This window comes from Orenia sp., from assembly GCF_055140805.1.
In genome coordinates this window covers 1-14,047 of sequence record NZ_JBSQYM010000073.1, presented here as the reverse complement: position 1 = coordinate 14,047, position 14,047 = coordinate 1, and the positions used below count along the sequence as shown (strand labels likewise).

Here is a 14,047-nt window from a genome sequence, read left to right as displayed (position 1 = left end):
CTTTAAGTTTTAGCTACGGGTTTTAACCCGTAGTGTAACATGTCATCATCACCACAGGTTGAAACCTGTGGCTAGTAAATTTATCATTATAAAAAGTGTAGCATTATCTCTATATAGCATTATGGCTAAATTTTATTCTAGATTCACGAACCTATAGGTCGATGAACTCTTAGACTTATATTAGTTATTATTTAGCGATAAACTTCTTATAAGTTAATTATACTTTTTTCTAAGTTAAGATTAAATGTATAAGCTTTAGGTTTCTTTGTAACTAGCTTAGATACCTTATCATGAACCTATGAAGGCAGTCTTATTATAACTTCCGTACCCACATCCTTCTTACTATCTACCTCTAATCCATACTCTTTCCCAAAGAAGAGTTTTATTTTTCTATTAATATTTAACATGCCAATACTTCTCTTCTGAGATGTATGGATATCATCTTCAAACTCACCTTTTAAATAATCCTTTAAAACTTTTAGCTCAGTGGCAGCAATTCCTATTCCATTATCCTTTATTTTAAAAATTACATTCTTTTGAGTAGATGTTCCTTCAATAGTCAATTTTCCTCTACCTTCTTTTGATTCTAAACCATGATAAATAGCATTTTCTACAATAGGCTGTAAGATCATCTTAGGCATCTTCCTATCTAGTAACTCCTCTTCAATCTCTAAATCAATCGCAAATTTACCTCTAAACCTTATATTCATAATCTTTAAGTATTCTTCAATAATTCCAATCTCATCACTTATATTAACAAAATTTGCTCCCTTAATACTATATCTAAATATCTCTGCCATAGCTGTAGCTATATCAATAATCTCTTCAACTTGATAGACATAACCTATACTCCTCATACATTCCAAGGTATTGTATAAAAAATGAGGATTGATTTGACTCTGTAATGCAGAGATTTGCGCCTGTTTTTTATGCAACTTCATCTCATATAAATTTTTTTGACTCTTAATATTTTCTTGAGTTATAGTCTCTATCTTGTAAAGCATTTTATTTATATTTTTAGCAATAAAACCTATTTCACCCTCTAAGTCTAAATCTATCTGACGCTTTATACCTTTAACTTCTTCTGTTACGGGTGTTGTGATATATTGTTTTAAATGTTCATCACCAATTTGATTAATAGAATCAACCATAGTAGAGATTGGACTTGTAATATTACGATTAATTACAAAACCAATAGCTAATAATAGCATCACCATAATCAGCCCGATTATTAAAATCAATAATCTGAAAAATGATAATTCTTTGGTGACTTCTTTAGTAGGGATAATACTAATAATATTCCAAGCAAGATCTGGTACATATCTTTCTTGAATAATTGGATTCATATCTGCTCTATCAATGTAATAACCATATTTTTCAAAAAGATTTCCTTCTTCTTCTTCTAAATTGGATGTTATAATCCTATCATTCTGATCTGTAATTCCAAAAAAGGTCTTATCTGAAATAGCAAGCTTCTTAATAAGACTCCTAATATCATTAATATTAAAATATATTATAATAGTCCCTATCTTATTTTCTACATAAGAACTATCATAAATATTAAAAATAGGCATTATATAAAAGAGGTGATCTCTCCCATTCTCCATATCTGTCACAAATATAGGTTTGGTAAAATCTTTACTAGTGATCTTATACTGCTCTTCTAGTTTCATATAATCATGATAATCAATATGCAGAAAAAAGCTACTTAAACTACCTTTCTTTTTAATAATTGCTATATCAATAATACTATCATTTAAACTTGCTATATAATTGAACATATTCTCTATAAAATTATTCAATCTGACTTTATACAGAGGCTCATCATAAGTTAAAAACTCTTGAACAACTCTATTATAAGCGATTAGATTTCCTACATTTTTGATATCTTTCTTAATAATTTTTAAATTATCTTCTAATTGATTAATACTACTAGTAGTATAGTCTTTAGCCTTCTTTTTCATTGTATAGTATAAATTTATATAAGAAAGAGAGCTAATCATAACAATTAAAATAATTGCAATACCAATCAAAAAAGCAATCTGCCTCCTTAATTTAAAGTTCCTAAACTCTCTCATATTTTCCCCCTCATAAAAGATTACTAGACAGCTCAATTCCTAAATAAAAGTCCTATAAACTATTCAATTCCCTTTCTATGTTGGTAAGGTGTGATCCCATAATATTTCTTAAAAACCTTATTAAAATAATAGTAGTCATTATAACCAGCTTTATTAGCTACTTCAGAAATACTAAGAGATGAATCTTTTAATAACTCTTTTGCCTTTTTCATTCTTAAGTCAGTTAAGTATTGAGAGAAGGTCTTATCTGTGAACTTCTTAAATAAATGACAGCAATAAGTATGATTAAAGAAGAATTTATTAGCAAGATCCTTTAAATATAAATTTCTGTGATAATTTTCTTCAATATATTCTATCATAGCTCTAAAGCTCTTATTATCAATTCCCTCTTCAGTAATCTCAGCTCCTTGATTTAAAGAGATAAAAATATCCTCGAGATATTGACAGAGAGATTCAATATCTTCAAATCTATCGAGAATATTCTCATATTCTAAAAACTCCAAATCTATCCTCTGTAATTCATCTGACAGATTTTCATTAAGGTGTGCTACCATCTGATTCCAGAAATAAACGATATCATTTATAAACAGTTCATTATCCTCAGCCACACTGGGAAAACTATCTAAAATAAATTCAATTCCATTATAATTTTTATTTTCAACTTGTAAAAACATCTCTTCTATTATATTGTTAATCTTCTCTATATTCTGCTCTTGATATCTATAAATACCATTCTCTTGATATATGAATTTATTATAAGCAGCTTGATTAGCCTGCCGAAATAATTTGCCAAGGTCAGCAAGATTTTTTGCTAAGGAGCTAATTCCTACATTGATATTTTCTTTTATAGTTAATTCAACCTGTTTATAAATATCATAATCAGTACCAATTAAATAAAAATATTTACTATCACTTAATTTTATCTTAAGGGGAGTAATACCCTCAGGAAATGAAATAAAATCACCTTCTAAGGAAGCTGATTCAACAATTGCCACTATAACTTGATAATAAGTACTTTCTTCTTTAAAACCAAACTTCTTTAACTTCTCCTCTATATTAGCCTCTCCTTCTACTAATTCTTCAAATTGCTTAGTCAGGGTATCAGCTCTTTTATCTTCCAAGATTTTAGCTAAATCCCCCAATATCTTCTCAGCTACATTCGCTTTAATAGGTTTTAAATGATAATCAAAGGCTCCTTGCCTTAAAGCATCTTGAGCATAGGAAAAGTCATCAAAACCACTAATGATAATAAACTCTGTATCTAGTCCCTCTTTACGGACTAACTTCATTAACTCAATTCCACTGATTTCTGGCATCCTTATATCAGTAAAAACAACATCGGGCTTTTCCTTTAAGATTATGTCCAGCCCTTCTATCGAACTCGTTAATTTCTTAATAACTTTAAAACCATATTTTTCCCAAGCAAAAGTTTGAAAGATTCCTTCTAAAATCCAAGGTTCATCATCAATAATAACTACTTTATATTTATACAAAAAAATCACTCCTTTTAAATAAATATAATTCAATAATTAATCTAACTGTCTAACTGCTTTAGCTCATATTTGTTAAAAACCCTTTTTATAATATACATACTCATCAAGGAATATAAACTGATAGAAAAGAATAAAAAGAATTGACTTAAATAAACTAAAAAGAAGATTATAATAGGAATAAACAAAGATAAAATAGTAGTTAACAGATGACGGTTTGCCATAAAGAAGGCCATTTTTAATACTTCAATAGTCTTTAATGAATATCTAGAGAGAATAGGAAATACGTAAATGACTAAAATAAGTAACTCTATCAATGCAATAAATTGAACTATAATAAATACCTTAGCAATAGAACCAAGTAAATTAATATTTAAAATATTCATCAATAAAATAAATAAAAATATAGATATTATTGCAGAAATTAAGAGACTTTGTACAAAATTATTCTTAAAGCTCTTCCAGAAATCACGAAATAAATAAGTAGACTTATCATCAATTATTTTATCAATAACATGAAATAGAGCTGTGGTTGATGCGCCAATTGTAATTAGAGGTAAACTGAACAAAAACCATAAAAAATTTAAGATAGTTAAGCGATAAATCATATTGCAAATTCTATAAAAAGGACTATGAATTCCAATAAGTTTTCCAAGCCCCATATTTGAACACCCCTTTTTTAGTTATGTTTATATTTTACTTAAAAGACTTTTAGATTACAATAAAATTCTTAATTTATAACTTAGCTCTTTTTCTATAGATGTGTGAATCTAAAATTAACCTTTAGGGAGAAAGTGCGACACTTTCGTGTCAGGAATCGGGAATCGGGAATCTGGAATCAGTCTGTTTTACTGATAACTGGTTCCTGACTGCTGATTCCTAAAACTGTCGCAATATCCCCATATAGTCTTAGATTTAAATCTTTATAATTACAAAATTTCTTCTTATCCAAAGCGCTTCTTTAAAAATACTATCTTCTCTTCACCTTGCTGATTAAACCCACCATGACCATATTCAGGATAAACTTTAATCTCCTTGTTAGTATCCAAATGATTATAAAGGGCAAAACCTGTAGATGGGGGACAAACAGTATCTTCTAACCCTACACTCATTAACACATCTGCTTTAATTCTAGTAGTTAAATTCATACCATCAAAGTAACTTAGCGTTTTATAGACCTGCTCTTCTGTTTGGTGCAAACTATCATGAAGTTTAAAGTAATGATAGATTTCACTATAAGGGCTTCCCTCATACAATTCTACTGCTCTTCTAAAATGGCATAAGTATGGAATATCTGCCATTACAGCTTTTACCTTATCAGACAGAGCTCCTGTTGCAATAGCTAATCCTCCACCTTGACTTCCACCTTCTACAGAGATTCTATCACTATCAATCTCTTCTCTTTCACTTACAAACTCAACTGCCCTGACACAATCCATATAAACATAACGATAATAATAATTATCTGGATTTAAAATTCCCTTAGTCATCCAGCCTGCTGCCCCACCATTATCATAATTATTATGGTCAGGACTCTTTATATCCTGTCCCCTAACATCAACAAGTAATACTCCATAACCCATTAATGAAAAGCTCAATACATTACTAATTACAACATTATTCCAGTTATAACCATGATACATTACTATCACTGGAACTTTGTTATCCTTACTAACCTCTTTAGGAAGTACATATCTTCCATAAATTCTGGAATTTTTAAAACCATCAAAAAAGAGATCATATACCTTTACTTGCTCTACTGGATAATCAACAGGATTAAGCTTAGCATTTAAAGGTTGCGCCTTTGATTCTTCAATTGTCTTGTCCCAAAAATCTTCAAAATCACTCTCTTTAGTCAAGTCAGGTTTATAGTTTTTAAGCTCCTCTAATGGCATATCAAATAAATTCATTATTAATCACTTCCTTTACAAAATTAACCTTAATTTTTTTGTTATATAGGTTTGTGAATCTAGAATAAAATTTAACCATGACGCTATGGAGAGAAAGTGCGATACTTTCAAACCCCCTCTAACTCCCCCTTCACAAGGGGGAGGATTAAAAATAAGGTTTTAAGTCTTCCCCTTTATGAAGGGGGAAGATTTAGATGGGGGTGGTTTAAAAATTGTCCTAATATACTAATTAAGTTTCATTTTGAATTCACATACCTATAATTTAAAATTTAAGATAATTATCATTTCAGGATATCATCTATCAACTCTAACTCTTCATCACTAAAGTCTAACTTCTCTACAATCTTAACATTCTCCTCAAGTTGAGATGGTTTACTTGCTCCTACTAAAGCAGAGGTGACTCTTCCCCTTCTTAAAACCCATGATAGAGCCATTTGAGCTAAGCTCTGCCCTCTAGTTACTGCAATATTATTTAATGCTTTGATTTTATTTAGTTTATCTTCAGTAATATCATTCTCACTAAGAAATCGACTAGAACCTGCTGCTCTAGAGTTTTTTGGAATCTCCTTCAAATATTTATTGGTCAATAGACCTTGGGATAAGGGAGAAAATACTATGGAACCGACACCTTCTTCTTCTAGAAGATCCAATAATCCATCATCTTCAACCCAACGATTGAACATAGAATAAGAAGGTTGATTAATCAATAACGGTGTTCCTAAATCCTTTAGTATCTTTACTGCTTCTTTAGTCTCTTGGGCATTATAATTGGATATCCCAACATAGAGTGCTTTTCCTTGACGAACAATTAAATCAAGTGCGCCCATTGTCTCCTCAAGTGGTGTATTAGGATCTCGGCGATGGTGATAGAATATATCTACATAGTCTAAACCTAACCTCTTTAAACTTTGATCTAAACTAGCTACTAAATACTTTTTAGATCCCCAATCACCATAAGGACCTGGCCACATATCATAACCAGCTTTAGTAGAGATAACCAACTCATCTCTATAACCTGCTAAATCCTTCTTTAAAATTCTACCAAAGTTCTCCTCAGCTGAACCTGCTGGTGGTCCATAATTATTGGCTAAATCAAAGTGAGTAATCCCTAAATCAAAAGCTTTATGAACTAGAGCGCGACTATTTTCGAAACTATCTACTCCACCAAAATTATGCCACAGTCCTAATGAGATAGCTGGTAGTTTTAAGCCACTCTTCCCACAACGATTATACTGCATCTTATCATATCTATCCTCTGCTGGACAATAAACCATCTTATTACCTCCTATAAGATTAATAGAATTCAATCTTTAATTCTTATATACCCTTTCAAAATCTAAATCACCATTAAATACTGTTGCCCTATCTTGATAGAATTTAATAAAGTCAGCCTTCATCTCATGCTCGCCATAAGGTACCCAAAAATGGTCTGGTGCTCCATTTCTCCACACTAGTAAGAACTTAATCTGCCTAGCCTGTTGATTAGACTTGATTGCTTCTAATAAATCCATATACCAATTATCTCTCTTCTCTTCACCAATAGCTTTCATACTATCAGCTATACCTACTTCTGTCAAAGCTGCTACTTTACCTCTATTTTCAGCAATTTCAACTATAATCTCTAAATCATTCATTAATTTACTTTGCCATTCTAAACCAAACCCATAAGAATCCATACCAATTACATCAATATAATCATCACCGGGATAACGTTCTAGATAATCTTCTACACCATCAAAATGTCCATTTGGAGAGTATGCATACAATAAATTATGAGTCTTTTTTTCATCTCTTAAATACTCTACAGTAAATCTAAATATCGCCTTATACTCTTCTACTGTACAAAAATCTGCTCCCCACCAGAACCAGCTACCATTATTCTCATGGAAGGGACGATAAATAATAGGTACTAATTTTTCATCCTTGCCCTTAAGGTTTTTAAAGAAGTCTGATGTTCTATCAAGATACTGCTTATACTCTTGATGCTTGCTCCCACCTGGCAAGATTTCAGCTACAGCTTTAGTTGTGTCATAGAAGTCTTCACCAGTTACAAAATTAAACATATGGTCACTAAAGGTATTGATCCCACCACGCTCATAAGCCTTAATTACATGCTCAGCAAAATCCCAGCCATCTACAAAATCCCAACCATAAACAGCAGGGTAATCACCTATAGTGTCATAACAATCTGATTGAGTACCATCTAATTTATTAATGGTCATTCCTTGGGTTGTAGTGTTTTGGTGTCCAAATAAGATTTGATTTTCATTGATATTCTGTAAGTATTTATAAAGTGATTTAGTCTCTGCTGTTAAATTAGAATCAACAGTAATTAGTTTAGCATTCACCATCTCTCTTCCCCCTTGTCTTAGAAATTTTAGCTACTCAATAACTTATAACTATAATTAAAAAGGTAAAGCTTTAAAAACAGACTTACCCCAACAGCTAATATGCTTTATATAAAGATATCTAAAGGGATTAATCCCTTTAGATATCTTTATAGTTAAGTCAATTATTGTAAATTTTCATTTAATTCATCAACAACCTTTTGTACTTTAGGTCTCATACTCTCAACAAAATCCTTCCAATCCTTTTCAATCTCATCAGCTGATGATGAAACGATAAGTTCAGTAATTTTATCATTTACTTTTTGAGTGAAAGTACCATATTTATTCTTCATAGGTCCACTAAAGAAGTTAATTTTATATTCCTCTTTACCTGTTGGTTTTAGATAAACATCATCTTGTCTTAACCTATCATATACCTCAGCTACAAGCTTTCTTGTATATTCACTGTATCCAGGGTTTTCAAATTCCCACTTTGGACTGTCATTAACAACTCCTGCCCAATCAGCTTTAACATCACTAGGACCTTGAAGTGTTCCATCCTCTTTCTCAGGCCATAGAGGCACAACATTTCCAGCATCGTCATACTTCCAATCTTCACCTTTAATTCCATAGTGAACATAATTTCTACCTTCTTCACTAGCCAACCAATCATAAACTTCTAGCCATCTTGCTAATTTTTCATCACTCATATCTGATCTAAACATAGTAGCAGACCAGTAATCTGAACCTTGAATTCCTAAAATTTTTCCTTCCTGCGGTGTTCCTTTTGGACCTTTTACAAACATAGGAGCAATAGTATCTTCAGCTTCTAGACCTGGATTTGCAGCCTCAAAAGGCTTAATAATTTCTTCAGATAAGGTATATGAAGTCCAGTTATTAAAGTAGATTCCCAGTTCTCCACTAACAAATTTATTTCCAGCATCATTATTTTGAGCAATAGGTTGATCCTTCCATAGGATTCCACTTTCATACCATTCTTTTGTCTCTTTTATACCTTCAACCATTTCAGGCTCTCCTGGTCCCCATACATACTGACCATCTTTATATATATAACCTTCCCATTTTGGATCAACTTGATAGATTCCTGCAAACCAAGGAAAGGCCCAACCGATTCCACCAATACCGATAGTCTTACCAGTTCCACTTACATCTTCTTCTACAAAGGCTTTAGCCATTGCCTTCATCTCTTCAAAGGTATACTCATTATTCTCATGATAGATACCAACTTTTTTAGCCCAATCTTTTCTATAGTAGAACATCATTTGAGAAACATTATTATAATCTGCCTTTTGAATAGAAGCCAGCCAAGCATAACGCTTACCATCAACCTTTACATACTCATCACTAATTAACTCTTCATTTAATCTCTTTAAGTTAGGATATTTACTAAGCAACTCATCAGGTAGTTCTCTAAATATACCCTGCTTAGCCCAATTAATAAACTCTGAATGAGTAGAAGCTTGCACATCGGATCTTAATATTTCTGGCATATCACCAGATGCAACCCAAATTCTTACCTTCTCATTCCAATCTCCCCAGTTAATTGGTCTAATCTCAAGTTCAATATTAAATTTCTTAGAGATATAGTCATAAAGACGGTTTCCATCCTTTTGTTGGCCTGCATACATACTATTAATAGTATAAGTAAACTTTTTAGCGTACTTGCCATCTCCAGACTTGTTAGTAGAAGCATCATCAGCAGCTTGCTTAGAGCAGCCAGCAAATACTAATAAGCTACTTAAAGCTATAACTACAATCAAGATTGTCGTCATAAATTTTTTATTTGACATAAAATCACCCCATTCAACTTATTTAGGTTATCTGATAATTAAATTTCAAATATATAATGAAACCTTTATCAATTCCTATATAAACTATTTATTATTCGATAACTTGTAATCTCCAGATAGTACTTTGGAAATCTCCTATCATATCTAAATCACTAGGTGCTGCTCCATTAAATAATTTAGGCAGATTTAGACCTACGTACATTAACTCATCTCCGCCATAGATTTTATCCATTCCTTTAATCCGATAATTCTTTTCAGGATCTAAACCTTTTAATGTCAGAGTATAATAAGGAGCATTAGGCTCAGTTAAAACTTTATAAAATCCTACATAAGCCTCCTTTTTATCTTCACTAACTACCATCCAAGCCGTATCATTGTTTCCTTCAAAAGGACTTACTAATCTATAAAATTCTCCCTGTTGAACCAATTCTCTAACCTCTTTATATTCAGCAACCTGCTTTTTAACTAGCTCTTTCTCTTCAACTGTAAGTTTAGTTAAATCTAATTCATAACCAAAGTTACCAAACATCGCTACATTCCCTCTAGTCTTTAAAGGAGTAACTCTAGCCAATTGATGATTAGGTACTGCTGATACATGGGCTCCCATTGAGCTTACTGGATAGACCATACTAGTTCCATACTGTATCTTTAATCGCTCTACTGCATCAGTATCATCACTAGTCCAAGTCTGTGGCATGTAATATAACATTCCTGGATCAAATCTTCCCCCACCACTAGCACAACTTTCAAATAAGATATCAGGAAAACGCGAAGTCAATTCTTCTAAGATTCTATATAACCCTAACATATATCTATGAGGTAACTCTCTTTGTCTTTGGGCAGGTAATTTAGCTGAACCTATCTGAGTCATATTACGATTCATATCCCATTTTACATAAGTAATTGGGGCACTATCCAATATATCAGAAACCATTTCAATTACCTTATCACATACCTCTTCTCTAGATAAATCCAAGACCAACTGGCTTCTTGCTTGCCCTCTAGTTCTATTAGGTACATGGATACACCAATCAGGATGAGCACGATATAACTCACTTTCTGGCGAAATCATTTCTGGCTCAAACCATAAACCAAACTCCATCCCTAAATCATTGATCTTCTTACCTAAGCTTCCTAAACCATTTGGTAGCTTTCTTTCATCAACAAACCAATCTCCTAAAGATGTACTATCATCATCACGCTTTCCAAACCAGCCATCATCTAAAACAAATAACTCTAGCCCTAATTCCTTACCATCCTTGGCAATATCTAAGATCTTATCTTCATCAAAATCAAAATAGGTCGCTTCCCAGTTATTGATCAAAATCGGTCTCACCTTATCTCTAAATTTACCACGAGCTAATCTAGTTCTATATAGTTTATGATAAGTCTGAGACATCTTATTTAACCCTTGATCAGAGTAAACCATTACTGCTTCTGGAGTTTGGAAAGTCTCATTAGGCTCTAATAACCAATTAAAATCAAAAGGATTAATTCCCATAGTAACTCTTGTTTGCTTATAGGAGTTAACCTGTACCTGTGCTAAAAAGTTACCACTATAAACAAAGCTGAATCCATAAACTTCACCATGATGTTCATCAGCATCCTTTCTAGTTAAAGCAATAAAAGGGTTCTGTTGAAGACTACTTGCCCCTCTTGTACTTTCAATAGCTTGCAGCCCTTGCTCTAACGGACGCTTCTTAACATGACGCTCTCTAGACCAAGCTCCCGATAAATGTAAAAAGTCAAAATCGGCATCTCTAAAATCTACACTAGTACTCAATGCTCGTTCTAAATTAATATTCTCTTCTCCTTCATTGATAAAACGAGCTGACCTAGCAATTACATCAAAATCTTGATAAACAGTATAAGATAAGATCACTTTTAAATTAGCTACTTCATCAAATAAAGTAACCTTTAACGTCTCTGCTTCTGAACTATCCTCTACATAAGTTGCTGGTAATCCTTCTAATCTTTCTTTTCCTGCTATAATTTCATGGGATAAATATTTCAGATTAGAGATGTTAGATCCATTTTCCAATTTAACTTGATAAGCAGGCTGACGAAAATCAGTATAACCATAAGTAGGATACTCTTGAGGAATCAGATCTAAAGATAACTCCTTTTGTTCAGAAGCTAAAAAAGCTTTTCTACTCTGTTCTCTAATTAAATGGGTTAAATCAAGATCAGCTTTAACCTTCTTCCCCCAATAAAGATGTCCTAAATGACCAGTATTTAATATTTCAAATACATAACTTGTATCCTTTGCTTGTAAATGAAATACCTTCTTTTCTGCATTATAAATAATTGCCACTTCAATCCCTCCAAAATATATATTAGTATAAAATCATGGACACACTTAATTTATTAGAAATTTAACTAAATAAGTGTATCCATATAAATTAACTGTTAAATAATATCAGAATATAACTTGAACTTGTAAAAAAATGAATTAGCTAAATTTCTAAAAAGGATAGTTCGCCATGTTTTTAAGCTCATCTAAAGTAATTACATAGTCATCATTGTATACTTTTTCAATATGTTCTAGGGTATTATCCCTTAATAATAGATCTACAGACCATGAAGAGAACCATGACCACCTTGCTGCTTCCTTTTGAAGAAGCTCTGGATCTGGAATTGTGCCATCTTCTGTCATAGCAACCAATTTACCTGGATACATATCAACTAAATTATAAAATTTTGATGTGCTTGGACTATAGTTATGAGAGTCTAGGTAGATATCAGCACCTATAATATCTACATATTGGTCACCAGGATACCATTCTAGAGATTCCTGACCATCATCTGCAGTCCAAATCCAGATAAGATTGTTCAAGTGATGGTAATTAGTAAAACGATCATACATTAACTTCCATAATTCTTTTAAAGACTCTGGACCTTTAGCTCCCCACCAGAACCAACCACCTTCAGCCTCATGTAATGGTCTCCATAAAACAGGGACACCTGCAGCTTGAAGTTTTTTTAGCTCTTTTGCTATTGCATCAAGATCACGGAGAATTAATTGATAATCTTCTGATTCAGGATGGTTCATAGCATACTCAACATCAAAAGTAGTTGCTTTAGTATAGAAACCACTCCACCATAATTTATCAGGAGCTTCATTTATAAGGTCTTTAGGGGCATTCCAGTGCCAGCACAGACTCACAATTCCACCTTTTTGGAACCAATCTATAGCTTTTTTAACATTATTTGAAGTCGCTCCAAATTCAACTCTAGATGGAGAATAATCCATCAGGTCCAGACTCAAAACAGCTGGTTCTTTTCCAATATTATCTTTAAACCAAGTTGCTGATTTTGAGCTTTGAGCACCTGCCAGTACTTTCTGACCATAAGTATCTACAAGAAAACTCATTAAAGCCTTAGCATTATCAGTAGCATTAGGATTTACTAATTCTTTAGTTGGGTTTAACTCACTATGAGAGCTTTCTTCTTTTTGGACCTTAAAATAATCTATATCTATCCATCCCCAGCTCTTCCCAATTCCTATACTATTTTCTCCAGCATCCAACCAGACCTTCCCAGCTAATATTTCAGTAAACCCTGTAGTTTTAGGTGTCTTTACTTCTCCCTTTGTAACACCATTAATAAGTAAATTATTTGTTTTCTCACCATTAGAACCATCGTAGCCCATAATAATATCATACATTCCTTCATCTTCAATATTAACCTTAACAGTTACAGCATCACCTCCATTATCCAAAGAAGTTACATAACCATCCCCAGAATATCCAGGATTATCTGATGCTACCTCTGTACCATTTAATATACCTAATTCCGCTTCATACTTAATAGTACTTTCCTCACCTGTTTTGGTAAATACTGCTGCAATATCCATATCATCACTAACCACTACTTGAACTGGATTTTCAACCCCTTCTAAATTGCCAGTCCACTCTTTAAATTCCCAACCTTCTTCTGGTATAGCCTTTAAAGTTACTACTCCATTATCCTTATCTATATCTCCTTCAGTTACAATCTGTCCTTGACCAATCTTGTTAATAGAAAGATTTATATCTTTTACACCTTCTGATTTACAGCCTACTAAAGTAAAAATTAAAGCTAATGTAAGCAATGTTAATAATACCTTTTTAGTTTTCAAAATAATCCCCCCATTTTAAATAATTTCTTATCTTCTTAGGAATATGGAATCAGGTGTCAGAAATCAGTTAAAAACACAGATTCCTGACACTAAAGTGTCCCAATATACCATATAATCTTATATTTAAATTAAATCCCAGATTCACAAATCTATAAATAATTAACATAGCTATATTAATATAATTAAAAAAGTTAAAATCACAACAAAGTTACTCTATATATACGGCGAAAAAGAATCATTAGCCACAGTGTTTTAACCTGTGGCGATATTATGAGTCCTACAGAAGCTACGGGTTAAAACCCATAGCTAAT

The 14,047-nt window shown here is 32.3% G+C and carries 9 protein-coding genes; all 9 read right to left on the bottom strand.

Translation table 11 applies throughout. From position 1 onward, the window contains the following. Positions 1-296 precede the first annotated feature (296 nt). The 9 genes from ACTCDL_RS08725 to ACTCDL_RS08685 all read right to left on the bottom strand — a co-directional run bounded on the left by ACTCDL_RS08725 (position 297) and on the right by ACTCDL_RS08685 (position 13,736). Positions 297-2,078, bottom strand: coding sequence for a sensor histidine kinase (locus ACTCDL_RS08725; RefSeq protein WP_463175860.1), 1,782 nt, complete (start codon positions 2,076-2,078; stop codon positions 297-299). Positions 2,079-2,137: 59 nt separating this feature from the next. Next, positions 2,138-3,571 (bottom strand): response regulator transcription factor, encoded by a 1,434-nt coding sequence (locus ACTCDL_RS08720; protein WP_463175858.1) that lies wholly within the window; start codon positions 3,569-3,571, stop codon positions 2,138-2,140. 41 nt (positions 3,572-3,612) lie between these two features. Further along, a complete protein-coding gene (locus ACTCDL_RS08715) occupies positions 3,613-4,230 on the bottom strand; it encodes a YesL family protein (RefSeq protein WP_463175857.1) in 618 nt (205 codons plus the stop codon). Between the two features lie 282 nt (positions 4,231-4,512). Beyond that, positions 4,513-5,478, bottom strand: coding sequence for an acetylxylan esterase (locus tag ACTCDL_RS08710; RefSeq protein WP_463175855.1), 966 nt, complete (start codon positions 5,476-5,478; stop codon positions 4,513-4,515). Between the two features lie 281 nt (positions 5,479-5,759). Beyond that, positions 5,760-6,752, bottom strand: coding sequence for an L-glyceraldehyde 3-phosphate reductase (gene mgrA / locus ACTCDL_RS08705; protein ID WP_463175854.1), 993 nt, complete (start codon positions 6,750-6,752; stop codon positions 5,760-5,762). Between the two features lie 36 nt (positions 6,753-6,788). Beyond that, positions 6,789-7,829 (bottom strand): glycoside hydrolase family 26 protein, encoded by a 1,041-nt coding sequence (locus ACTCDL_RS08700; protein WP_463175853.1) that lies wholly within the window; start codon positions 7,827-7,829, stop codon positions 6,789-6,791. A gap of 161 nt (positions 7,830-7,990) precedes the next feature. Next, entirely contained in the window at positions 7,991-9,616 is a 1,626-nt protein-coding gene (locus ACTCDL_RS08695) for a type 2 periplasmic-binding domain-containing protein (RefSeq protein WP_463175852.1), read from the bottom strand. A gap of 91 nt (positions 9,617-9,707) precedes the next feature. Next, complete coding sequence (locus ACTCDL_RS08690; RefSeq protein ID WP_463175851.1) at positions 9,708-11,930, bottom strand: alpha-galactosidase; 2,223 nt, start codon at positions 11,928-11,930, stop codon at positions 9,708-9,710. 150 nt (positions 11,931-12,080) lie between these two features. After that, positions 12,081-13,736 carry a glycosyl hydrolase gene (locus ACTCDL_RS08685; protein WP_463175849.1) on the bottom strand — a complete coding sequence of 552 codons (1,656 nt, stop codon included), beginning with the start codon at positions 13,734-13,736 and terminating at the stop codon, positions 12,081-12,083. Positions 13,737-14,047: the final 311 nt, after the last annotated feature.